The sequence below is a fragment of the Kitasatospora sp. A2-31 genome (assembly GCF_022288725.1).
In the GTDB taxonomy this organism is placed as follows: Bacteria; Actinomycetota; Actinomycetes; order Streptomycetales; family Streptomycetaceae; genus Kitasatospora.
Genome location: NZ_JAKNTA010000012.1, coordinates 117,525 through 139,228 on the forward strand (window position 1 = coordinate 117,525; position 21,704 = coordinate 139,228).

Consider the following 21,704-nt stretch of genomic DNA (forward strand, 5'->3'; position numbering starts at 1 on the left):
CCGCCCCGGCCCCGTCCGGGCCGCCGCGGTCCCGGCCGGGCGCCTGAGGTCGCCGGGCGCACCGGACGGATCCGCCCCCGCGGCCCCGCCGCGGCCGGGGCCGGGGCAGGATGGGCGGGTGCAGGTACACCCGATCTCGCCCGACCGGCTCGCCGAACTGCTCGCCGACCGCATCGCCGCTCTCCCCGGGGCGGACGGCACGTGGCAGCGGGTCGCGGTGGACGGCGCGGCCGCCGCCCGGCCCGGGGCGCTCGCGGACGCGCTGGTGGAGCCGCTGCGCCTGCGCGGTCGCCCCGCGCTGCGCGTGTCGGCCGCGGACTTCCTCCGCCCCGCCTCGGTCCGGCTGGAGTACGGCAGGCAGGACGCGGACGCCTTCCACGACCTCTGGCTCGACGACGGTGCCCTGCTCCGCGAGGTCCTCGCCCCGCTGGACCCCGGCGGCACCGGCCGCGTCCTGCCGTCCCTGCGCGATCCCGTGACCGACCGCTCGACCCGCGCACCCTACCGGGAACTGCCGCCGGGCGGCGTGCTGTTGCTGGACGGCGCGCTGCTGCTCGGGCGCTGGCTGCCCTTCGAGCTGACCGTCCATCTGGCGCTCACCCCGGCCGCCCTGGCCCGTCGTACGGCGCCGGAGGAGCAGTGGACGCTGCCCGCCTTCGCCCGCTACGAGGCCGAGACCGGTCCGGCCGAGGCCGCCGACGTCACCGTCCGGGTGGACGACCCCCGCCACCCGGCCCTGGTCGAGCACCCGTAGGGACGGGTGGTTCCGCCGCGGTGGACGCCCGCGGCGGGCCGCTCAGCGCGTCGGGCGGCGGGCCCCCGCGCCGGGCCGGACCGCCTCGGGCGCCGGGCCGCGCTGGCAGTACGGGCACCAGAAGGCCACCCGCTCCTGCGGCGGCGTGCCCTGGGTGGCCGTCAGCACCAGCGTGCCGCACCGCGGGCACGGCCGACCGGCGCGTCCGTACACCCAGTGCCGGTAGCCGCGCCTGGTGTCGCCGGTGGTGATGTGGCCCTCGCGCAGCCGGTTGGCGTCGAGCAGCTGCCGCGCCCGTTCCACCAGCCGGTCGGCGCGCGGCAGTTCACCGACCGCGGTCCACGGCGTGACACCGGCCAGGAAGCAGAGCTCGTTCGCGTAGACGTTGCCGATGCCGGCCAGGTTGCGCTGGTCGAGCAGCGCCTCGGCGACCGGCCTGCCCGGGTGGGCGAGCAGTCGGCGCACGGCCTCCGCCGGATCCCAGTCGGGGCCGAGCAGATCCGGCCCGAGGTGGCCGACCGCGCGCTCCTCGTCCGCGGTGCGCAGCAGTTCGACGACGGGCAGCCGGTAGCCGACCGCCGTCCCGGCCTCCGTGGCGAGGACGGCGCGGATCTGCCAGGCGGGACCGCCCGCCCACCGCTCGCCGGGGCGGTAGACCTCCCAGCGGCCGTCCATCCGCAGATGGGTGTGGAGGGTGAGGCCGCCCTCCAACCGGGTGAGCAGGTGCTTGCCGCGCGGGGTGACCTCCAGGACCCGGCGGCCGGCGAGGGCGGCGGTGGCGTGGGCGGGCACCCGCAGATCGGCGGTGGTCAGCACCCGGCCGGCGAGGACGTCGTGCAGCCGGGCCGCCGCACGGAAGACGGAGTCACCTTCAGGCATGCCACCATCCTGCCTCCGCCCGGTCGATCCACAAGACGGCTACCCCTCGCGGACCACGACGACCGGGCAGGGCGCGTGCTCGGTGAGGTGGCGGCTGACCGATCCGAGCAGCGCCCCGGTGAACCCGCCGAGGCCCCGGCTGCCGACCACGACGAGCGCGGCGCCCTTCGCGGCGTCCAGCAGCGCCTTGGCGGCGTTGCCCGGCACCACGGCCTCGGAGATCGGCACCCCGGCGTCGTCCCCGGCCACCCGCCGGACCGTCTCGGAGAGCGCCTGCCCGGCCAGCTCCTCGGGGTGGAGACCCTCGGGCGGGGGCGCGCTGAGCCCGGCCCAGCCGTAGAACGCCGGGTAGTCCCAGGCCGCGAGGGCGTGGACGGTGCCCCCGGTCAGGCCGGCGTAGTCGATGGCCCAGCGCAGTGCCTGCTCCGAGGCGGGTGAGCCGTCCACGCCGACGACGATCCGGGGGTGCGCGCTGTTGGCCATGCCGCTGCTCCTTGCTCGGTTTGCCCGGCCCCCGGCTTCCCGACCTGACGGGCGGGCGGCCCGCTCGGTCCGAAGGAGCCCGAAGGCCGACTCGACGCCCCAAACATAGATCAACACGGACATTCACCGGCGAACTGGCACGCCGCGACTCCCGGCGCTTTCGGACCCGCGGGTGCGACCGGCGGCTGGCACCGCACGGGCCCCGCACCGGCGTGCGGAACTGGTACTGGCGGGTGCACGGGTCCCATCCCCCGCGCACCCGCCAGCGTTTTCGCGGACGGCGCTGCGTCGGCCGCCCCGCGACCCCCGCCCGGACGCGGCAGGAGCCACCGGAGACGGCGCCGGCCGTCAGGCCCGGTAGGCGGCCCAGGAGTTGGCCATCCTGGCGACCTGGCCGGCGGTGAACTGCGTCATGCAGGAGTCGTACGTGTAGTCCATGAAGTTGTGGATCGGGTCGACCCCGGTGGCGGTGCAGGTGTCCCGACCGGTGGGGCACTGGTAGGCGGCACTCTTCTCGGCCGGGGTGTCGGAGACGTAGTCGCCCTGGCCGCTGCAGCCGCCCTGGAAGGTGTGGTACAGCCCGAGCCAGTGGCCGACCTCGTGGGTGGCGGTGTCGCCCTCGTTGTAGTTGGCGGCCGAGCCGCCGGGGAACGAGGAGTCGAGGATGACCACGCCGTCGTCGGACGGGTTCGACCGGTACGAGCTCGGGAAGGTCGCCCAGCCGAGCAGCGACTGGCCGAGCTTGGCGGTGTAGAGGTTGAGGGCGTTGGCGCCGCCCTTGCGCAGCGAGGTCTTCATCGACTTCTCGGCCGCGGAACCCGGGGTGATGCCGTTGTACCAGGTCGCGTTGTCGGTGTAGTCCGTCCCCACCAGCTGGAACTGGAACTGGCTCGGGGTGTTGCCGGCCCCCTGGCCGCCGTAGGCGGCGTTCAGGACGGAGATCTGCTGGGCGATGGTCGCGGCGCTGAGCTTGCCGGTCGACCCGGAGTGGACGACGTGCACGTACACCGGGATGGTGGTGGTGGCGGCCAGCGTGCCGGGGGCGAGCAGCGCGTTGCCCTGGGCGGAGTTCGCCAGCTTGGCGAGCCGGGCCTGCAGGTCCGCGTCCATGGCCTTGGCCTGGAGGTCGGAGACGGCGTTGGGCTCCTGGGTCGTGGCGCTGCCGGCGGGCTTGCGGGCGGCCGCGTCCTGGCTCGCACCGCTCTCGCCGCCGACGCACTGGGCCGCGGAGGGGGCCTGGGCGACGCTGGAGAACGCGGACGGCGCGGCGAACTGGCTGAGGCCGAGGGCGGCGACGAGGGCGGCGGCGCTGAGGAATCTGCGGGGGACACGCGAGGGGACGCGGGCAGAACGACGCATCTGCGCTCCTGAAAGGGAGTTGTGGGGGGTGGCGGCCGTTGGGGGACCGCCGAGTCCAAAGGCTACGCAGGGCCACGTGTACGCGTCAGTTCTCTTTCGGCCTGAAAGTTCTGACGACAAATCGGACGGCGCCCGGAAGCCCGATCGATCGACGCCGGTCTCAGATGGAGCATTTCCGGTGTCCAGCGATCGGGGTGATGCCCCCGGGTTGTCCGAAAATTGACTTGCCGTCCGCCCGACGGGGCTCCGGAGAGGCACCCCGGACGGCTCGGCGGACGGCCCCGCACCGCCTCGCCGAGACTACGACGCCACGAAGACGATCTCCCGCAGGGCGCGCGCACCGGCCCGGTCGAGTACCACGGCCGACGCACAGCCGGCGGGCGGCTCCCCCGTTCCCGCCAGCCTGCGGCGCAGCCGCCCGGCTGCCTTCCGGTGCCGGGCGAACGCGTACGCCGAGACCCCCTGGCCGCGGGCGCGCTGGCCCTCGCGGGCCTCACCGGCGGTGGCGTCCAGCAGGATCAGGTGCACCCGCCGCCCCTGGCGCGCGGCCGCGCGGGTGAGCCAGAGCCGGACCCAGGGCAGCGCGCCGCAGTCGTGCACCGCGAGCGGCCCGCCGTCCAGCACCGCGCGGCGAAGCCGTCGGTAGTGCGCGACGCGGACCAGCGGCCGGTAGACGAAGTACGGCAACCGGTCGGGCAACCGCTTCGCGAACTCCTCCCGCACCTGCTGGGAGTCGACCAGTCCGGCCCGGATGCACCGGCGCATCAGGGTGCTCTTGCCGCTGCCGGGAAGCCCGGAGACGACCAGCAGGTCGTCGGCGCGGTAGTGCAGGGCGACCGGCGCGCCGGCGGGGCCGGCGGCGTCGACGGGGCCGGCGGCACCGCCACGGGCCGCCCGGCGCAGGTCGTGCAGCCCGCGCGGGCGCAGCACAGGCCCCGCTGCGCACTCGTCTGCCGCGCACTCCCCGGCTACGCGCTCGCCGGCCGCGCGCTGGCCGGCCCGGCCCACGGCTCTCGGCACGGGCGCCCCGGCCCCGGACACCTCGGCCTCGACCTCCACCACCGGCACTCCCCCTGACTCCCCGGCCTCCGCCTCGCAAGGAGCCTTCCCTGCTCAAGAGAGAGTAAAGACTAGTGCTCAGCCACGGTCCGGCCGAGTCCTTTCACCGACCGCCCACAACACCGCGCCCCCGCCCGCCCTCGGCGGCGGGCGGGCGGGGCCGGGTCCGGGGCGCGCGCGCCGGCGAGTCCGGGACCCCGAGGTGCCCGGGGGCCCGGGTGGTTCCGGAACGCCCGGGGGGTGCGGGCCGCTCCGGAACGCCCGGGGACGCGGGTGGTGGCGCCACAGGGCAGACGGCCACGGCGCACGCCGGCCCGGCGGTCAGCCGAGCTGCGGCGCGACCCGGGAGGCGATCAGCTCCAGGTGGTCGAGGTCGTCCAGGTCCAGGATCTGCAGGTAGACCCGCTCGGTACCGACCTCGGCGTAGCGGCCGAGCTTCTCCACCACCTCGTCCGGGGTACCGGCCAGCCCGTTCGCCTTCAGCTCGTCCACCTCGCGGCCGATCGCAGCCGCCCGGCGGGCCACCTCGGCGTCGTCACGGCCCACGCAGGCGACCAGGGCGTTGGAGTACACCAGCTCCTCAGGCCGGCGGCCGGCCCGCTCGACGGCGGCCCGGACCCGGCCGAACTGGGCGGCGCTCCCCTCGATCGAGGTGAACGGCAGGTTGAACTCGTCGGCGAAGCGGGCGGCCAGCGCCGGCGTCCTGGTCGGGCCGGTACCGCCGACCAGGACGGGGATCTTCTCCTGGACCGGCTTGGGCAGCGCCGGCGAGTCGGACAGCCGGTAGTACTCGCCCTCGAAGTCGAAGGTGTCGCCGAGCTTGGTGGACCAGAGCCCGGTGACGATCGCCAGCTGCTCCTCCAGCCGACCGAACCTCTCCTTGGGGAAGGGGACGCCGTAGGCGGTGTGCTCCTCCTCGTACCAGCCGGCGCCGAGGCCGAACTCGACCCGGCCCCCGCTCATCGCGTCGACCTGGGCGACCTGGATGGCGAGCACGCCCGGCAGCCGGAAGGTGGCGGCGGTCATCAGGGTGCCGAGACGGATGGTGCTGGTCTCGCGGGCGAGGCCGGCCAGGGTGATCCAGGCGTCGGTGGGGCCGGGCAGGCCGCTCACACCGCCCATCTTCAGGTAGTGGTCGGAGCGGAAGAAGGCGCTGAAGGCGCCCAGCTCCTCGGCGGTGCGGGCGACGGTGAGCAGCGTGTCGTAGCTCGCGCCCTGCTGGGGTTCGGTGAAGATGCGAAGATCCATAAGGCCCATTCTGGTGCAGAGCACCCCGCGCTCCGGGACGATCCGCCGATCCCCGCCGCAGCGGCGGCGGAGCGCCGCCGCACCGCGGTCGGAACGCCGCCGGCCGCCGGCCGCGCTCCCCGGGAGGTGGCCAAGGTCTCAACACCGATCCGCCGCGGGCTGCCGTACCCGGCGGACCGGTCGCCTACCGTGGACGGATGTTCGCCACGCCCGACGAGTTCCGCCGGCGCTCCGCCCAGCAGCCGGCGGGGTGCCCCCTGCCCTGGATCGCCGCCGCCTTCGGCCCGCGGCTCGCCGGGCCGGCCGTCGAGCCGGGCTTCCTGGCGGCGGTCGACCAGCACGCCGCGGCCGTGCGCGAGCTGCTGTACGCCCAGGGCCCCGAGCTGCTCCCCCGCCGTCTGGGCCGCGCGGATCTGTCGGACTACGCGCTCGGCCTGCTCGACGCGCTCGCCGAGAGCGGCGGACTGGACCGGGCCGCGCACGAGTACGCGGTGCACCGGCTCACCGCGGTCTGCTGGCTGGCGCGCGAGCACGGTCTGCTCGCCCCCTGAGCGCTCGGTCCCGCCCCCTGCCGCCTCTGCCTACCACCTCTGCCCGCTTCCCGTCGCTTTCCGATCGCACCCCGGCCATCTCCTGATCGGCGCGGAACCACCAAGGCGCGGCCGGGGCGCGGCCGCGTACAGTGGCGGTCGACGGACGGAGAGCAGGGTGGGCGGTAGCTGATGAGCAGGGACGGCGACACGGCGCACACGGTGAGAACCGGCCGCGAGGCCGGCGTGGGCGGGCACCGCGCCCTGATCTGGCGCGAGCTGCCGGAACGGCCGGCGGCCGCCGTCCTCGTACTGCACGGCGGCGAGGAGCACAGCCTCTCCCGGCCGGGCCCGATCAACCTGCCGGGCCTGCGGATGCAGGGCTTCGTCCGCGCGCTGCGCCGCGAGACGGCCGGAGCCGGCGTGGCGATCGGCACCGTCCGCTACCGCCACCGCGGCTGGAACGGCGAGCGCGCCGACGCGGGCCGGGACACCCGTGCCGCCCTCGGCGACCTCGCCGAGGAGCTGGGCCGGGTTCCCACCGTCCTGGTCGGCCACTCGATGGGCGGCCGCGCCGCGCTCTACGCGGCCGGCCACCCCAACGTGACCGGGGTCATCGCCCTGGCCCCGTGGTGCCCGGCCGAGGACGCCTGCGAGCAGCTCGCCGGCCGGGACGTCCTGATGCTGCACGGCGACCGCGACCGGGTGACGGCCCCCGCCGACACGCTCGCCTTCGCCGCCCGCAGCCGCGCCGCCGGGGCCCGGGTCTGCGGCTACACGGTGGTCGGCAGCGGCCACGCGCTGCTCCAGCGGATCGGCGACTGGCACCGCGCCACCGCCCGTCTCGGCGCCGGCCTGCTCGGCCTGCGCGAGCTCCCCGCCGAGGCCGCCGCCGCCCTCGCCCTGCCCGCCGGCTCCGCCGACGCGCTCACCCTCCCGCTCCCGCCCCAGCCCCGCACCGCGGTTCCCCGGCCCGCCCCCACGGCCCTGCCCACGGACGCCTGACCCCGCGACCGACGTCCGACCGGGGCCGGCCACCGACGCCTGACCGAGCGCCGGCGCCCGGGCGACCCACGACCGCCCGACCGCGCGCCCGCCGCGAACGGCCGGTTCCGGATCCCGCGGGAACCGGATCGAACCCGGCGGATTAGAACCCGGCCGATTAGAACCCGGCGAAGTGGAAAGCCGCACGTCACAGTGTCGGACTCGTCGCCGGAAGCGGAGTGCAGGTCATGACCTCACCGCTGGATGTCCCGGGCTCGGCTGCCGAGGCGCAGCCGGACTCCGTGTTGTCCGGGATGGGCGAGCGGATCGAGGGACGGTCGCTGGGCCAGATCGCCTGGATGCGGTTCAAGCGGGACAAGTTGGCGGTCGCGGGCGGCGTCGTGGTGATCGGCCTGATGCTGCTGGCGGTGTTCTCCAAGGTGGTCGAGTCGATCTTCTCCCTCGAACCCGACAAGTTCCACCAGGAGTTGATCGATCCGGTCCTGCTGCGCCCCAAGGGAGCGCTGGGCGGGATCAGTTGGGCGCACCCGCTGGGCATCGAGCCGCAGTACGGGCGGGACCTGCTGGCCCGGATCATCGAGGGTTCCTGGGTCTCCCTCGCGGTGGCGTTCGGCGCGACCCTGCTGTCGGTGCTGATCGGCACGGTCCTCGGGGTGACGGCGGGCTACTACGGCGGCTGGATCGACACGGTGATCAGCCGGCTGATGGACATCTTCCTGGCCTTCCCGCTGCTGTTGTTCGCCATCGCGCTGTCGGCCTCACTTCAGGGCGGCGCCTTCGGCCTGCACGGGTTGACCCTCCACATGGGTGTGCTGATCTTCGTGATCGGATTCTTCAACTGGCCCTACATGGGCCGGATCATCCGCGGCCAGACACTGTCGCTGCGCGAGCGCGAGTTCGTCGACGCGGCCCGGAGCCTGGGCGCCCGCGGCCCGCACATCCTGTTCAAGGAGATGCTGCCGAACCTGGTGGCCCCGATCATCGTGTACTCGACGCTGCTGATCCCCACCAACATCCTGTTCGAGGCCGGTCTGAGCTTCCTCGGGGTGGGCATCCAACCGCCGCAGGCGTCCTGGGGCGGCATGCTCAGCCAGGCCGTCGGACTGTACCAGGCCGATCCGGAGTTCATGGTCGTGCCGGGCCTGGCGATCTTCGTCACCGTCATGGCGTTCAACCTGCTCGGCGACGGGCTCCGGGATGCTCTCGACCCGCGGAGCAACTGACGCGCGGGCAAAGGATGAGAAGAGACCCACCATGAGGAGATCACGAACCACCGGACTCGCCGCCGCGGCGGCCGCCCTGCTGATCGCCGTGACCGGTTGCGCCTCCGGCTCCGGTCAGGGTTCCGCCACCGGCGCGGGCGGGGGCGACGCGGCCTCGGCCGAGTACAACGCGGGCCTGGACGGTGTGGTCAACCCGTCCACCCACGCGGGCGGCACGGTCACCTACCAGCTGTCCAGCACCCCGGACTCGATGGATCCGGGCAACACCTACTACGCCTTCATGTGGGACTTCTCCCGGCTGTACGCGCGTTCGCTGACCACCTACCAGCCCGCTCCGGGCCAGGACGGGCTCAAGGTCGTCCCGGACCTGGCGACCGGGCTGGGCACCGCCAGCGACGACGGGAAGACCTGGACGTACCACATCCGGCCCGGTCTGAAGTACTCGGACGGCACGCCCATCACCACCAAGGACGTCAAGTACGCCGTCGAGCGCAGCAACTTCGCACCCGACGTGCTGTCCAACGGCCCGACCTACTTCAACCAGTACCTGGTGAACAACTCCCCCGACTACCAGGGGCCCTACAAGGACAAGGGCGGCGGCCTGAACTCGATCGAGACGCCCGACGACACCACGATCGTCTTCCACCTCAGCCAGCCGTTCGCCGACTTCGACTACCTGGTCGCCAACCCGCAGGCGGCGCCCGTGCCGCAGGCCAAGGACGGCGGCGCGGACTACGTCAAGAACATCGTCTCCTCGGGCTCGTACATGTTCCAGAGCTACCAGGACGGTGTGGGCGCGACGCTGGTGCGCAACCCCAACTGGAGCGCGGACAGCGATCAGATCCGCAAGCAGTACCCCGACAAGATCGTGGTGCAGTTCAACGTCGCGCAGACCACCATCGACCAGAACCTGATCGCCGGGAACGCGACGATGGACCTCGGCGGTGCCGGCATCGCGGCGGCCACCCAGGCGACCGCCCTGTCCAACCCGTCCCAGAAGGCCCACATCGACGACGCCCAGAGCGGCGCGCTCGCCTACGTCGCGATCTCGACGGCCGTCAAACCGTTCGACAACCTGCACTGCCGCCAGGCCGTCGCGTACGCGGTGGACCGGCTGTCGGCGCAGACCGCCACCGGCGGTGACATCCACGGCGACATCGCCACCGGCATCCTGCCGCCGACCGTCAACGGCTACCGCCAGTACGACGATCCGTACGCCACCCCCGACCACAAGGGAGCGAACTCCCCCGAGGGTCTGGCCAAGGCCAAGGACCAGCTCGCCCAGTGCGGGCAGCCCGGCGGCTTCACCACCAACCTGTCCGCCCGTTCCGACCGGCCGAACGAGATCGCGCTCGCCCAGGCGGTGCAGGCCTCGCTCAAGCAGGTCGGGATCACCGCCAACATCCAGCAGTACCCGTCCGGGAAGTACTTCACCGACAACGCCGGTGCGCCGGCCTTCGTCCACGACCACGGCATCGGCCTCATGATGATGGCCTGGGCCGCCGACTGGCCGACCGGCTACGGCTTCCTGGAGCAGATCCTCGACGGCCAGACGATCAAGGCCTCGGGCAACTCCAACCTATCCGAGCTGAACGATCCCGCCATCAACCAGATGCTCGCCTCCGCCATCGGCAACACCGACAGCGGAGCCCGGACCAAGGCCTGGGGCGACATCGACCAGGCGGCCATGCAGCAGGCCCCGCTGGTCCCGCTGCTCGACCGCAAGGACCCGTTGTACCGGCCGGACAGCGCCACCAACGTCTACGTGACCTCGGCGTACGGCATGTACGACTACCTCAACATCGGCACCAAGTGATCACGGGGAGGTGATTGGCCCCGGGCCCCCGCGCCCCGCGGGGGCCGGGCCGCAGCCATGGGCGCGTACATCGTCCGCAGGCTCCTCGCCGCGGTGCTGCTGCTCTTCGTCGTCACGGCCGTCACCTTCGCCATCTTCTTCCTCGTGCCGCGGCTCGCCGGCGAGACGACCGACCAGCTGGCCGCCCAGTACGTCGGGCGCGACCCCAGCCCCGAGGCGCTGGCGGCCGTCCGCAAGAACCTCGGCTTCGACCAGCCCCTGTACGAGCAGTACTGGCAGTTCGTCAGCGGGATCGTCGTCGGCCGCGACTTCCACTACGGCCCGGACGCCTCCCACTGCGCCGTGCCGTGCTTCGGCTACTCCTTCAAGTCCCACCTGCCGGTCTGGCCGCAGATCAGCGCCCGCATCCCGGTGACCCTCTCGCTGGCCTTCGGCGCGGCGGTGCTGTGGCTCGGGACCGGCGTCACCATCGGCGTCATCTCGGCGCTCAAGCGCGGCAGCATCTTCGACCGCTTCTCGATGGCCGTGGCGCTGGCCGGCGTCTCCCTCCCGATCTTCTTCACCGCGTTGGTCTCGCTGGCGCTGTTCAGCTACCGATGGCCGGTCTTCGCCAACCTCCACTGGGTGCCGTTCACCGACAACCCGCTGCTGTGGGCGAAGAACCTCGTGCTGCCGTGGGTGACCCTGTCCTTCCTCTACTCCGCGCTGTACGCCCGGCTGACCCGTGCCGGAATGCTGGAGGCGATGAGCGAGGACTACATCCGCACCGCGCGGGCCAAGGGGCTGACCGAGCGGCGGGTGGTGGTCCGGCACGGCCTACGGGCCGGACTGACCCCGATCATCACGATCTTCGGCCTGGACCTCGGCCTGCTGCTCGGCGGTGCCGTCCTCACCGAGACGGCGTTCTCGCTGCCCGGCGTGGGCCAGTACGCGGTGCAGGCGATCGCCGACAACGACCTGCCGAAGATCATGGCGGTCACCACGCTCGCCGCGTTCTTCATCATCGTGGCCAACCTCGTCGTCGACGTCCTGTACGTCGCCGCCGATCCCCGGGTGAGGTACCGATGACCCACTTCCTGGAGGTCGAGGACCTCAGGGTCCACTTCGACACCGACGACGGCCTGGTCCGCGCCGTCGACGGGATCTCCTTCTCCCTCGACCGCGGCCACACGCTGGGCATCGTCGGGGAGTCCGGCTCCGGGAAGTCCGTCACCTCGCTCGCCGTCATGGGCCTGCACCGCTCCAAGCGGGCCGTGATCAGCGGCTCCGTCCGCCTCGACGGCCAGGAGGTCATCGGCACCGAACCCGACGTGGTGCGGCACCTGCGCGGCCGGAAGATGGCCATGATCTTCCAGGACCCGCTGACCTCGATGCACCCCTACTACACGATCGGCTGGCAGCTCGTCGAGGCCTACCGGGTGCACCACCCCGACGCCCCGCGCGGCCGCGCCCGCGCCCGCGCCGTCGAGATGCTCGGCCGGGTCGGCATCCCCCGGCCCGACCGGCGCGTGGACGACTACCCGCACCAGTTCTCCGGCGGCATGCGCCAGCGCGCCATGATCGCCATGGCCCTGATCAACGACCCGGACCTGCTGATCGCCGACGAGCCCACCACCGCCCTCGACGTCACCGTGCAGGCCCAGATCCTCGACCTCATCCGGGAGTTGCAGCAGGCCTTCGGCTCGGCGGTGATCATCATCACCCACGACCTGGGCGTGGTCGCCGAACTCGCCGACGAGATCCTGGTGATGTACGCCGGCACCTGCATGGAGAAGGGCCGGGCCGAGGAGCTGTTCTCCGCACCGGAACACCCCTACACCTGGGGGCTGTTGAGCTCGATGCCGCGGATCGACCGCGAGCGGCAGGAGCGGCTGGTGCCGATCGCCGGCAACCCGCCCAGCCTGATCCGGCTGCCGCCCGGCTGCTCCTTCCACCCGCGCTGCCCGTACGCCGTCCGCAACGGCGACCGGTCCTACGTCGAGGTGCCCGAGCTGACCGGCGCCGCCGGAGCCGGACACCTGGTGGCCTGCCACCTGCCGCCGGAGCTGCGCCGGCGGATCTTCCGGGAGGAGGTCGCCCCGCGGCTGTGACGCGGGGCCGAACGCCGTGGAGAGCTACGCCGTTGAGCCGCACACCGGGCGGCCGGACGCCGGACAGCCGAGCACCGGGCGGCCGAGCACCGCACAGCCGGACGCCGGGCAGCCGAGCACCGGACAGCCGGACGCCGGGCAGCCGAGCACCGCACAGCCGGACGCCGGGCAGCCGAGCACCGGACAGCCGAGCACCGGGCAGCCCGCCGCTCGTCCCGATCGCCCTCGCCGCCCGGAGGCCGCCCGGCCCGGAGGCCAGGAACCGCTGCTCACGGTACGCGGCCTGGTCAAGCACTTCCCGATCACCGAAGGCCTGCTGCGCCGTCAGGTCGCCGCCGTCCGTGCGGTGGACGGCATCGACTTCACCGTCGACGCCGGCGAGACGCTCGGCGTCGTCGGCGAGTCGGGCTGCGGCAAGACCACGACCGGCCGGCTGGTCCTGCGGCTGGAGGAACCGACCGCCGGCTCGATCGAGTTCGAGGGGCGCGACATCTCGCACCTCTCGCGCGGAGCCATGCGCCCGCTGCGCCGCGACCTCCAGATGATCTTCCAGGACCCGTTCTCGTCGCTGAACCCCCGCCACACCGTGGGCACCATCGTCGGCGCACCCTTCAGGCTGCAGGGGATGAAGCCCCCCGGCGGGGTCAAGCACGCCGTCCAGGAGCTCCTGGAGCTGTGCGGGCTCAGCCCCGAGCACTACAACCGCTACCCGCACGAGTTCTCCGGCGGCCAGCGCCAGCGCATCGGAGTGGCGCGGGCACTGGCCCTGCGGCCGAAGATGATCGTCGCAGACGAGCCGGTCTCCGCCCTGGACGTGTCGATCCAGGCCCAGGTGGTCAACCTGCTGGACGACCTCCAGCAGGAGCTCGGCCTGACCTACCTGATCATCGCCCACGACCTCTCGGTGATCCGGCACGTCTCGGACCGGGTGGCGGTGATGTACCTGGGGAAGATCGTGGAGATCGGTTCGCGGGAGTCGGTGTACGCCGGGCCGATGCACCCCTACACCGTGGCCCTGATGTCCGCCGTGCCCACGCCCGAGCCGGACCCGAGCCGGCGGCGCGAACGCATCCTGCTCACCGGCGACGTCCCCTCCCCCATCGACCCGCCGCCGGCCTGCCGCTTCCACACCCGCTGCTGGAAGGCCCAACGGATCTGCCGCGAGGTCGAACCCCCGCTCCGCGAACTCGCACCCGGCCACCGCGTGGCCTGCCACTTCCCGGAGAACCTCGGCGGCTCGTGACCACCGGGGCGACGTTCCCCTCGTGGGCGCCGAAGTGGCGGGCGGGCTCTCCGCGGTGCCGTCCGGATCAGCCCCCGGCGGGCGTCCTGGGGAGTGCACGATGGGCGAACCAGGCCTCCCGCGCCTGGGCGCGGGTGCCGGCCGGGTTCCGGCGGTGCCAGGCGACGGTGAACCGGTTGAACTCGAACTGCTCCGCGATCTCGCGCGGCCGGGCCGCGTCCGGGCGGGTGGCGTGCCAGTGGGCCACCGCGTCCGCCAGGGACCGGCCGGCGCTCCGGGCGATGAAGTCGCGCATGAAGGCGTCGAAGTGGAAGCCGGGGCCGATCGCCTCGACGAAGTACGTCCGCAGGACCTGGCTGCACCGCTGGCCGGGCGGGATCACGGTGTCGCCGTCGACGGGCCCGGCCAGCTGCGCGGCCGCCGGCCGGCGGCGGGCCGGGGCGGCGGGCAGCGGCAGGCCGTCCAGCGCCGCCACGAGCCGGGCGGTGAGCACCGTCTTGCCGCCCGACCGTGCGACGCCCATCGCCCGGGCGAGAGCGGTGAGCTCCTCCAGGGTCCAGTACCAGCGCTGCAGCTCGGCCCCGGTGAGGGCGGCCGTGAGCGGCGGCCTGGATTCGGCGACGGGCGCACCGCCGTTCGGGTTCTCGTTCATGCCCGCCATTCTGCCGCGCACCCGGTCCCCGTCCGCGGCGCGTGCGGGTCGGACCGGACCGGGGCTTCGGAGTCACCGGGGGCGCCGCGCCGGGGACCGCTCGGCGGCCTGCCCGGCCGGTGGCAGTTCGCCCCGCACCGACGGTGTTCGCCCAGGTGAGGCGGGTGCTCGACGGGGCATCAGGTGGCGTAACGCGGTGGCAACGAAAAACCCGTGGGTACCGCTCTATGGTTCTCGCCGAACCCGTCCCCCGACCCGGAGCAGCGCCGATGACCAGCGAGAACCCGACCCGGGCCGGAGCCCGGCGGCTGCGCGCCGACCGGGCCCGGCAGGTGGCGGACGTCCTGCGCCGACAGGTGCTGAGCGACGCCTTCAAGGACGGCCCGCTGCCGCACGAGGACCGCCTGGCGGAGGAGTTCGCCGCCTCGCGGAACACCGTCCGGGAGGCGCTGGACCTGTTGCGCGGCGAGGGGCTGGTCCGCCGGGTGCCCGGCTCGGGCACGCTCGTGGTCGCCGACAAGGTGCCGCACGGGCTGAACCGGCTACAGGGGCTCGCCGAGACCCTGCACGAGCACGGCGACGTGGCGAACGAGGTCCGGGCGTTCGGCCCGGTCCGCGCGCCCGGCCCGGTGGCCCGCCGCTTCGGCCTGCCCGAGGGTGCGGACGTGGTGTACGTCGAGCGGCTGCGCCGGCTGAACGGACTGCCGCTCTCGCTCGACCTCACCTACCTGGCGCCGGACATCGGCGCCGAGCTCTCGGCCGAGGACCTCGCCACCCAGGACATCTTCCGGTTGATCGAGGAGGTCACCGGCCGGCCGCTCGGCCGGGCGGACATCACCCTGGAGGCGGTCAACGCCGACCCGCACTCCGCCGCCGTGCTCGAAGTCCCGCGCGGGTCGGCCCTGTTGATGCTGGAGCGGCTCACCTCACTGGTCGACGGCCGACCCGTCGACCTGGAGTACGTCCGCTTCCGCGGCGACCGGATCACCATGCAGGGCCGGCTGCTCCGCGACCTCACCTGAGCCCGGGAGCCCTGCCCCGCCCGACCAACTCGACCCGTCCGACCTGCCTGACCCGTCCGACCCCCCTGACCCGAACCCCTCAGCCCCGAGCCCCCGAGGAAGCCCCATGGCACTCGCCGACCACCGCTCCGACGTGCCCGTGACCGTCGACGCCTCGCTCTGTATCGACGGCTGCACCCTGTGCGTCGAGGTGTGCCCGCTGGATTCGCTGGCCATCGACGCGGACACCGGCAAGGCCTACATGCACGTCGACGAGTGCTGGTACTGCGGCCCGTGCGCCGCCCGCTGCCCCACCGGCGCGGTCACCGTCAACATGCCCTACCTACTCCGCTGAGGACCGCCAGATGCGCCGTACCGCACCACCCGTGAGATCCGCCCCCGCGCTGCTCGCCGCCGCCGTACTGACCGCCGCCACCGCCTGCTCCTCCTCGCCCGCCGCGGAGGGCGGCGGCCGTGTCGAAGTGGTCGTCGGCTACCAGTCGAAGACCATCAACACCGTGACCGCCGGGACCCTGCTGCGCGCCCAGGGCTACTTCGAGCAGCAGCTCGCCGAGCTGGGCCGCCGGGACGGGACGTCGTACCGGGTCACCTGGCAGGACTACGACTCCGGAGCACCGATCACCGCGCAGATGCTCGCCGAGAAGATCGACATCGGTTCGATGGGCGACTACCCCCTGCTGATCAACGGCTCCCGCGCCCAGGAGGCCGGCGGGCCCGGCACCCGGCTGGTCTCCGTCACCGGCTACAACCTGCTCGGTGCGCTCAACTCCGTCGTGGTGCCGACCGGTTCGCCCGCGCACACGCTGGCGGACCTGAAGGGGAAGAAGGTGTCCACCTCGGTCGGCTCGGCCGCGGACGGCACCCTGGTCCAGGCGCTCGCCAAGGCCGGCGTGTCGGAGGCCGGGATCCAGAAGCAGAACCAGCAGCCCGCCGTCGGAGCGTCCGCGCTGAAGGCCGGCGGCGTGGACGCGCTGGCCCAGTTCGTTGCCTGGCCCGGCGCCGTGGTGTTCGCCGGTGAGGGCCGGCTGCTCTACGACGGGGCCGCGCTCGGCCGCCCCACGCTGCACGGCGTGGTGATCCGCCAGAAGTACGGCGCCGAGCACCCCGCGGTGGTCCGGGCCTTCCTCCAGGCCCAGGCCGCCGCCACCCGCTACCTCAATGAGCACCCGCTGGAGGCGAGCCGGAAGGTCGCCGAGGCGACCGGGCTGGCGCCCGAAGTGGTGCACCTCTACAACGGCCCGAACGGCATCGCCACCTTCGCCACCCCGCTGGACGCCGGACTGCTGGACGCGCTGCGCGAGGACGTGCCGTTCCTCCGGTCGGTGGGCGTGCTCAAGGCGCTGGACGTCGAGAGGTTCGTCGACCCCTCGTACCAGCAGCAGGCCGGACTGCCGGCGATCGCCCCGGCCCGGATCACCGGTACCGACCCAGTCTGCGGCCGGCCGGTGGAGGACCCGAAGCTGGCCGGGGAGATCTGGTTCGACGGCGAGGACGCCACCCGCCCGGCCGCCGACCCCGGCTGCCTGCTGCGTGCGCTGAAGGACCCGGGGAGGAAGGTCCGCGCCGCCTACGTGCCGGACGCCGTCACCGGGACGCGCTGGTTCGCGGACAAGGACTGGTGGGTGCAGGACGGCGCCGCGCTGCTGCCGTTCACCACCGAGGACGGCGCCACGGCGTACCTGGGGGCCCACCCCGGTGCCCGGCAGCTGTCCTACCGGGAAGCGCTGGCGGCGTCATGACGGCGCCCCCGGGCACCGGCGCCCCTCGCCGCACCCGCCCGCTGCCGGGCGCCCGGCCCGGCCGCCGGTCAGCCGCCCTGCGGGACATCCGACCCGACCCCGGACCCGACGACCGGCCCGGCCACCGGCGCGGTGCCCGGATCCGGCAACGACTGCGGCAGTCGGCGGCGCTGCTCGCGTTCGTGGGGCTCTGGCAGGTGCTGACGCAGCAGCGGGTCCGGTTCTGGGTGCGGTTCGACCAGTTGCCGACGGCCGTCCAGGTCTGGCAGGCCTTCGGGCGGCGGCTCGCCACCGACGAGTACTGGCAGGACCTCGCGGACAGCCTTCGACGGATCGGCAGCGGCTTCCTGCTGGCGGCCGTGCTCGGGGTGGCCGCCGGGGTGCTGACCGCCCGCTCCCGGTGGGCGGCCGATCTGCTCGGGCCGGTGCTGGAGGTGGTCCGGCCGATCCCGGCGATCGCGCTGGTACCGGTCGCGATCATGCTCTTCCCCGAGAACGAGCAGGGGATCGTGTTCATCACCTGCACCGCCGCGTTCTTCCCCGTTCTGGTCTCCACCCGGCACGCCGTCCGGGCCGTGCCGCCGCTCTGGGAGGAGGCCGTCCGGACCATGGGCGGCGGGCGGGCGCGCGTGCTGCGCAGCGTCGTCCTGCCCGGCGCACTGCCCGGCATCGTCGGCGGCCTGTCCGTCGGCATCGGGGTGGCGTGGATCTGCGTCATCTCGGCGGAGATGGTGTCCGGGCAGTTCGGCGTCGGCTACCGGACGTGGGCGGCGTACACCGTGCTCGACTACCCGGGGGTGTTCGTCGGCATGGCCACCATCGGGCTGCTGGGCTGGGCCACCTCCGGCGCGGTGGAGCTGATCGGCGGCCGGCTCACCTCCTGGCTGCCCCCGGCCCGCGCGGCGGTTCGGCCCCCGCGGCCCGCCACCGCACCGGCCACCGCACCGGCCGCGTCCCGCACCGCACCGCCCGCGGTGCCCGACCCGCAGGAGGCACGGGTATGAGCCTGCGGCTGACCGCCCGGGGCCTGCGCCTCGGACACCCCGGGCACCCGGTGCTCGACGGCGTCGACCTGGACGTCGCCCCCGGCGAGGTGCTGACCGTGGTCGGCGCCTCCGGGTGCGGCAAGTCCACCCTGCTGCGCGCCCTCGCCGGCCTGGCGGAGCCTGCCGGCGGTGAGCTCCTCGCCGACGGGCAGCCGTTGCGTGGACCCGGCGCCGATCGTGCACTGGTCTTCCAGGAGGACGGCCTGCTGCCCTGGCGGACGGTGCGGCGCAACGTGGAACTCCCGCTCGCCGTACGGCGCACCCCGCGGGCGGGGCGCCGGGCGCCGGTCGCCGGGTGGATCGAGCGGGTCGGTCTGGCCGGGCTGGAGCGGCGGCTGCCGCGCGAGCTCTCCGGCGGGCAGCGCCAGCGCGTCCAGCTCGCCCGCGCACTGGTCGGTTCACCCCGGGCGGTGCTGATGGACGAGCCGTTCGGCGCCCTCGACGCCCAGACCCGGGCCGCGATGCAGCAGCTGCTCCTGACGGTCTGGGAGGAGGAGCGCTGCACGGTGGTCTTCGTCACCCACGACGTCGACGAGGCGCTGCTGCTGGGCGACCGGGTGGCCGTCCTCGGCGGCGGGACGCTGGCAGCGGTCCACGGCGTCCCGCACGCCCGCGAACCCGCCGCCCGCGGCGAGCCGGCCGTCCTCGCGCTGCGCACCCTCCTGCTCGACCAATTGTCCGACCCCGGCCGGCGGAGTCCCGAGAGCCGCCGGAGTCCCGAGAAAGGCTCCTCATGAAGATCCCCGACCCCGCCGGGGCCCGCCGGCTGAGCTGCGACGTCCTGGTGGTCGGCGGTGGCACCGCCGGGTCGATGGCCGCGATCAGCGCGGCCGAGTCCGGGGCGAGCGTCCTGCTGCTGGAGAAGGCGCACGTGCGGCACTCCGGCGCGCTGGCCATGGGCATGGACGGCGTCAACAACGCCGTCGTCCCGGGCCGTGCGGACCCGGACGACTACGTCGCGGAGATCACCCGCGCCAACGACGGCATCGTCGACCAGCGCACCGTCCGGCAGACCGCCACCCGCGGCTTCGCGATGGTCCAGCGGCTGGAGCGGTACGGGGTCAAGTTCGAGAAGGACGAGCACGGCGAGTACCTGGTGCGCCAGGTGCACCGCTCGGGCAGCTACGTGCTGCCGATGCCGGAGGGCAAGGACGTCAAGAAGGTGCTCTACCGCGTCCTGCGGCAGCGCCGGCTGCGCGAGCGGATCACCATCGAGAACCGGGTGATGCCGGTCCGGGTGCTCACCGCCGGCGGCCGGGCGGTGGGGGCCGCCGGATTCGACACCCGCAGCGGGGAGTTCGTCACCGTCTCGGCCGGCGCGGTGGTGCTGGCCACCGGCCCCTGCGGCCGGCTCGGCCTGCCCGCGAGCGGCTACCTGTACGGCACCTACGAGAACCCGACCAACGCCGGCGACGGCTACGCCATGGCGTACCACGCGGGCGCCGAGCTCAGCGGCATCGAGTGCTTCCAGATCAACCCGCTGATCAAGGACTACAACGGGCCCGCGTGCGCCTACGTGGCCAATCCCTTCGGCGGCTACCAGGTCAACCGGCACGGCGAGCGGTTCGTCGACTCCGACTACTGGTCGGGGCAGATGATGGCGGAGTTCGCCGCCGAACTCGCCTCCGACCGCGGCCCGGTGTACCTGCGCACCACGCACCTGCCGGAGGAGACGGTCCAGGCCCTGGAGTCGATCCTGCACACGACGGAGCGACCCACCCGGGGCACGTTCCACTCCGGGCGCGGGCACGACTACCGTACCCACGACGTCGAGATGCACATCTCCGAGATCGGCCTGTGCGGCGGCCACTCCGCGTCCGGCGTCTGGGTGGACGAGAACGCCGCCACCACCGTGCCCGGCCTGTACGCGGCGGGGGACCTCGCCTGCGTCCCGCACAACTACATGATCGGCGCGTTCGTCTTCGGCGACCTCGCCGGCCGGCACGCCGCCGAGCACCTGCCGGCCGACCGCGCCGAGCTGCCGCTGGACCAGGTCCGGGCCGCGCACGAGCTGGTCTACCGCCCGCTGCGCAACCCGGACGGGCCCCCGCAGCCGCAGGTCGAGTACAAGCTGCGGCGCTTCGTCAACGATTACGTCGCCCCGCCGAAGACCGGGGCACGGCTGTCGCTGGCCCTGGAGCACGTGGAGCGGATGCGCGACGAGATCGCGCGGATGGGCGCCCGCACGCCGCACGAGCTGATGCGCGCGGTCGAGGTGGACTTCATCCGGGACTGCGCCGAGATGGCCGCCCGCTCCTCGCTGGCCCGCACCGAGAGCCGCTGGGGCCTCTACCACCAGCGGCTCGACCACCCGGGGCGGGACGACAGGCGGTGGTTCAGCCACCTGAACCTGCGCAAGAACGCGGCCGGCGCGATGGAGTTCCTCACCCGGCCCGTCGCCCCCTACCTGGTGCCGGTGGACGGGCTGGAGCCGCCGGACCTCCCGGTCACCGTGCTCGGCGAGGTGCACCCGCAGCCGGTCGGCCGCACCACGGCGGCCACCGGCACCGCGACCTCCCGTGCGGAGGCCAGCGCGCGGCCAGGGGCGGCCGCGGGGTCCGTCTCCCCCCGCCTGCTCGACCTGCTCCGGCTCGCCGAACGGCAGCCCGGTCTCGACGACGTCGCACCCTACCTCGTCGACCCCGTCGCCGACGTCCGCCGGACGGCGGTCTCCGTCCTCACCGAGAGCGCCCCGGCGGGCACCGGACCCGCGCTCGCCCGGGCCCTGGGCGACGCGGACGAGCGGGTCCGGGCGTCGGCGGTGGCGGGGCTGCGCGAACTGGCCGAGGTGCTGGACGGGGCGGCGCTCGGCGCCGACCTCACCCGCGCGGCCGGGTCGCCGGACCCGGTGGTCCGGGCCGGCGCCCTGGAGCTCGCCCGGGTGCTGCGCACCGGCTCGTCCGGGCTGTTCGCCGCCGGGCTGGCCGACGCCGCCGTGGCCGTGCGGCTGCAGGCCGTGCACGGGCTGGTGTCGCTGGACGACGGACCCGCGCTGGCGGTGGCCGTCGCGGACCCCGCCCGCGAGGTGCGGGTGGCGGTCGGCGAGGGTCTCGGCACCGTCGGCGACCCGGCCGCGACCCCGGCCCTGGTCCGGCTGGCGGGCGATCCCGACCCGCTGGTACGGGCCGCAGCCCTCACCGGCGCCGCCGGCATCGGCTGCCCACCCGAGCTGGCCCGGCTGGCCGCCGCCGGGGACGACTCCTGGCAGGTCCGCAAGGCGGCCGCGGCGGCCCTCGGCGCGGCCGGTCTGCTGCCGCCGCTGCTCGCGCTGCTGGACGACCGCGAGGCCGACGTCCGCAAGGCCGCCGTCCGTGCCTCGGCCCCCGCTGCGGCCGAACCCGCGGTCGCCGAGGCCCTGCGCGCCCGCCTGGCCGACTCCGACGCCGACGTCCGCGCCTACGCCCGGCTCGCGCTCCGCCCGCACCGCCGGGCGGCAGCCGCCGCGGCGGCCGGCGCCTGACGCACGGCCCCGGGACCGCCTCGGCGGCGCAGGCGGCGCGGGCGGCGACTGCCGGCCACGCCGCCCGGTGCGGGCGCGGCGGTGCCGGCCTTGGGC

At 74.2% G+C, this 21,704-nt stretch carries 20 protein-coding genes and 1 pseudogene; 14 read left to right on the forward strand and 7 right to left on the reverse strand.

The window, feature by feature from the left end:
* The first annotated feature begins 118 nt into the window (after nt 1-118).
* Nucleotides 119-754 carry a uridine kinase gene (locus tag MCM47_RS29280; RefSeq protein WP_238864688.1) on the forward strand — a complete coding sequence of 212 codons (636 nt, stop codon included), beginning with the start codon at nt 119-121 and terminating at the stop codon, nt 752-754.
* Nucleotides 755-796: 42 nt separating this feature from the next.
* Here MCM47_RS29280 and MCM47_RS29285 read toward each other — a convergent pair whose 3' ends face one another.
* The 5 genes from MCM47_RS29285 to MCM47_RS29305 form a co-directional block, all read right to left on the reverse strand.
* Nucleotides 797-1,633, reverse strand: a complete 837-nt coding sequence (locus tag MCM47_RS29285) for a DNA-formamidopyrimidine glycosylase family protein (protein WP_238864689.1) — start codon at nt 1,631-1,633, stop codon at nt 797-799.
* Between the two features lie 39 nt (nt 1,634-1,672).
* On the reverse strand, nt 1,673-2,116 hold the full coding sequence (locus tag MCM47_RS29290) for a universal stress protein (protein ID WP_238864690.1): 444 nt from the start codon (nt 2,114-2,116) through the stop codon (nt 1,673-1,675).
* A gap of 348 nt (nt 2,117-2,464) precedes the next feature.
* On the reverse strand, nt 2,465-3,475 hold the full coding sequence (locus tag MCM47_RS29295; RefSeq protein WP_238864691.1) for a zinc metalloprotease: 1,011 nt from the start codon (nt 3,473-3,475) through the stop codon (nt 2,465-2,467).
* A 300-nt stretch (nt 3,476-3,775) separates the two neighbouring features.
* A complete protein-coding gene (locus MCM47_RS29300) occupies nt 3,776-4,537 on the reverse strand; it encodes an ATP-binding protein (RefSeq protein WP_238864692.1) in 762 nt (253 codons plus the stop codon).
* A gap of 318 nt (nt 4,538-4,855) precedes the next feature.
* Complete coding sequence (locus MCM47_RS29305) at nt 4,856-5,782, reverse strand: LLM class F420-dependent oxidoreductase (RefSeq protein ID WP_238864693.1); 927 nt, start codon at nt 5,780-5,782, stop codon at nt 4,856-4,858.
* A gap of 197 nt (nt 5,783-5,979) precedes the next feature.
* On the opposite strand from MCM47_RS29305, the gene MCM47_RS29310 reads away from it, so the two are divergent.
* The 6 genes from MCM47_RS29310 to MCM47_RS29335 all read left to right on the forward strand — a co-directional run bounded on the left by MCM47_RS29310 (nt 5,980) and on the right by MCM47_RS29335 (nt 12,446).
* Complete coding sequence (locus tag MCM47_RS29310) at nt 5,980-6,333, forward strand: DUF6401 family natural product biosynthesis protein (RefSeq protein WP_238864694.1); 354 nt, start codon at nt 5,980-5,982, stop codon at nt 6,331-6,333.
* Between the two features lie 171 nt (nt 6,334-6,504).
* Nucleotides 6,505-7,317 (forward strand): serine aminopeptidase domain-containing protein, encoded by an 813-nt coding sequence (locus MCM47_RS29315; protein WP_238864695.1) that lies wholly within the window; start codon nt 6,505-6,507, stop codon nt 7,315-7,317.
* 227 nt (nt 7,318-7,544) lie between these two features.
* Nucleotides 7,545-8,540 carry an ABC transporter permease gene (locus tag MCM47_RS29320; RefSeq protein ID WP_238864696.1) on the forward strand — a complete coding sequence of 332 codons (996 nt, stop codon included), beginning with the start codon at nt 7,545-7,547 and terminating at the stop codon, nt 8,538-8,540.
* Between the two features lie 31 nt (nt 8,541-8,571).
* A complete protein-coding gene (locus MCM47_RS29325) occupies nt 8,572-10,356 on the forward strand; it encodes an ABC transporter substrate-binding protein (protein ID WP_238864697.1) in 1,785 nt (594 codons plus the stop codon).
* Nucleotides 10,357-10,413: 57 nt separating this feature from the next.
* Nucleotides 10,414-11,424: an ABC transporter permease gene (locus tag MCM47_RS29330; RefSeq protein ID WP_238864698.1), complete on the forward strand. Its 1,011-nt coding sequence runs from the start codon at nt 10,414-10,416 to the stop codon at nt 11,422-11,424.
* Entirely contained in the window at nt 11,421-12,446 is a 1,026-nt protein-coding gene (locus MCM47_RS29335) for an ABC transporter ATP-binding protein (protein WP_238864699.1), read from the forward strand. The genes MCM47_RS29330 and MCM47_RS29335 overlap by 4 nt, the downstream gene beginning before the upstream one ends.
* A gap of 142 nt (nt 12,447-12,588) precedes the next feature.
* Here MCM47_RS29335 and MCM47_RS44155 read toward each other — a convergent pair.
* A pseudogene (locus MCM47_RS44155) lies at nt 12,589-12,741 on the reverse strand (hypothetical protein); the annotation flags it as partial.
* On the opposite strand from MCM47_RS44155, the gene MCM47_RS29340 reads away from it, so the two are divergent.
* Nucleotides 12,712-13,689 (forward strand): ABC transporter ATP-binding protein, encoded by a 978-nt coding sequence (locus MCM47_RS29340; RefSeq protein WP_238864765.1) that lies wholly within the window; start codon nt 12,712-12,714, stop codon nt 13,687-13,689. The pseudogene MCM47_RS44155 and the gene MCM47_RS29340 overlap by 30 nt on opposite strands.
* Nucleotides 13,690-13,756: 67 nt before the next feature.
* Here MCM47_RS29340 and MCM47_RS29345 read toward each other — a convergent pair whose 3' ends face one another.
* On the reverse strand, nt 13,757-14,341 hold the full coding sequence (locus MCM47_RS29345; protein WP_238864700.1) for a DUF6434 domain-containing protein: 585 nt from the start codon (nt 14,339-14,341) through the stop codon (nt 13,757-13,759).
* 269 nt (nt 14,342-14,610) lie between these two features.
* Here MCM47_RS29345 and MCM47_RS29350 point away from each other — a divergent pair, with 269 nt between their 5' ends.
* The 6 genes from MCM47_RS29350 (at nt 14,611) to MCM47_RS29375 (ending at nt 21,608) form a co-directional block, all read left to right on the forward strand.
* Nucleotides 14,611-15,363: a GntR family transcriptional regulator gene (locus MCM47_RS29350; protein ID WP_238864701.1), complete on the forward strand. Its 753-nt coding sequence runs from the start codon at nt 14,611-14,613 to the stop codon at nt 15,361-15,363.
* Nucleotides 15,364-15,469: 106 nt separating this feature from the next.
* Nucleotides 15,470-15,697 (forward strand): ferredoxin family protein, encoded by a 228-nt coding sequence (locus tag MCM47_RS29355; protein WP_238864702.1) that lies wholly within the window; start codon nt 15,470-15,472, stop codon nt 15,695-15,697.
* A 10-nt stretch (nt 15,698-15,707) separates the two neighbouring features.
* A complete protein-coding gene (locus tag MCM47_RS29360) occupies nt 15,708-17,102 on the forward strand; it encodes an ABC transporter substrate-binding protein (protein WP_238864703.1) in 1,395 nt (464 codons plus the stop codon).
* Nucleotides 17,099-18,106, forward strand: coding sequence for an ABC transporter permease (locus MCM47_RS29365; protein WP_238864704.1), 1,008 nt, complete (start codon nt 17,099-17,101; stop codon nt 18,104-18,106). The genes MCM47_RS29360 and MCM47_RS29365 overlap by 4 nt, the downstream gene beginning before the upstream one ends.
* Nucleotides 18,103-18,885, forward strand: coding sequence for an ABC transporter ATP-binding protein (locus MCM47_RS29370; RefSeq protein ID WP_238864705.1), 783 nt, complete (start codon nt 18,103-18,105; stop codon nt 18,883-18,885). The genes MCM47_RS29365 and MCM47_RS29370 overlap by 4 nt, the downstream gene beginning before the upstream one ends.
* Entirely contained in the window at nt 18,882-21,608 is a 2,727-nt protein-coding gene (locus MCM47_RS29375; RefSeq protein WP_238864706.1) for a fumarate reductase/succinate dehydrogenase flavoprotein subunit, read from the forward strand. The genes MCM47_RS29370 and MCM47_RS29375 overlap by 4 nt, the downstream gene beginning before the upstream one ends.
* The last annotated feature ends 96 nt before the right edge of the window (nt 21,609-21,704 follow it).

Excerpts from the sequence above, each read along its gene's own strand:
- MCM47_RS29375 (WP_238864706.1), top strand. The coding sequence starts at position 18,882 with ATGAAGATCCCCGACCCCGCCGGGGCCCGCCGGCTGAGCTGCGACGTC.
- MCM47_RS29305 (WP_238864693.1), bottom strand. The coding sequence starts at position 5,782 with ATGGATCTTCGCATCTTCACCGAACCCCAGCAGGGCGCGAGCTACGAC.
- MCM47_RS29285 (WP_238864689.1), bottom strand. The coding sequence starts at position 1,633 with ATGCCTGAAGGTGACTCCGTCTTCCGTGCGGCGGCCCGGCTGCACGAC.
- MCM47_RS29350 (WP_238864701.1), top strand. The coding sequence starts at position 14,611 with ATGACCAGCGAGAACCCGACCCGGGCCGGAGCCCGGCGGCTGCGCGCC.
- MCM47_RS29295 (WP_238864691.1), bottom strand. The coding sequence starts at position 3,475 with ATGCGTCGTTCTGCCCGCGTCCCCTCGCGTGTCCCCCGCAGATTCCTC.
- MCM47_RS29290 (WP_238864690.1), bottom strand. The coding sequence starts at position 2,116 with ATGGCCAACAGCGCGCACCCCCGGATCGTCGTCGGCGTGGACGGCTCA.
- MCM47_RS29355 (WP_238864702.1), top strand. The coding sequence starts at position 15,470 with ATGGCACTCGCCGACCACCGCTCCGACGTGCCCGTGACCGTCGACGCC.
- MCM47_RS29330 (WP_238864698.1), top strand. The coding sequence starts at position 10,414 with ATGGGCGCGTACATCGTCCGCAGGCTCCTCGCCGCGGTGCTGCTGCTC.
- MCM47_RS29315 (WP_238864695.1), top strand. The coding sequence starts at position 6,505 with ATGAGCAGGGACGGCGACACGGCGCACACGGTGAGAACCGGCCGCGAG.
- MCM47_RS29325 (WP_238864697.1), top strand. The coding sequence starts at position 8,572 with ATGAGGAGATCACGAACCACCGGACTCGCCGCCGCGGCGGCCGCCCTG.
- MCM47_RS29365 (WP_238864704.1), top strand. The coding sequence starts at position 17,099 with ATGACGGCGCCCCCGGGCACCGGCGCCCCTCGCCGCACCCGCCCGCTG.
- MCM47_RS29345 (WP_238864700.1), bottom strand. The coding sequence starts at position 14,341 with ATGAACGAGAACCCGAACGGCGGTGCGCCCGTCGCCGAATCCAGGCCG.
- MCM47_RS29320 (WP_238864696.1), top strand. The coding sequence starts at position 7,545 with ATGACCTCACCGCTGGATGTCCCGGGCTCGGCTGCCGAGGCGCAGCCG.
- MCM47_RS29335 (WP_238864699.1), top strand. The coding sequence starts at position 11,421 with ATGACCCACTTCCTGGAGGTCGAGGACCTCAGGGTCCACTTCGACACC.
- MCM47_RS29360 (WP_238864703.1), top strand. The coding sequence starts at position 15,708 with ATGCGCCGTACCGCACCACCCGTGAGATCCGCCCCCGCGCTGCTCGCC.
- MCM47_RS29370 (WP_238864705.1), top strand. The coding sequence starts at position 18,103 with ATGAGCCTGCGGCTGACCGCCCGGGGCCTGCGCCTCGGACACCCCGGG.
- MCM47_RS29310 (WP_238864694.1), top strand. The coding sequence starts at position 5,980 with ATGTTCGCCACGCCCGACGAGTTCCGCCGGCGCTCCGCCCAGCAGCCG.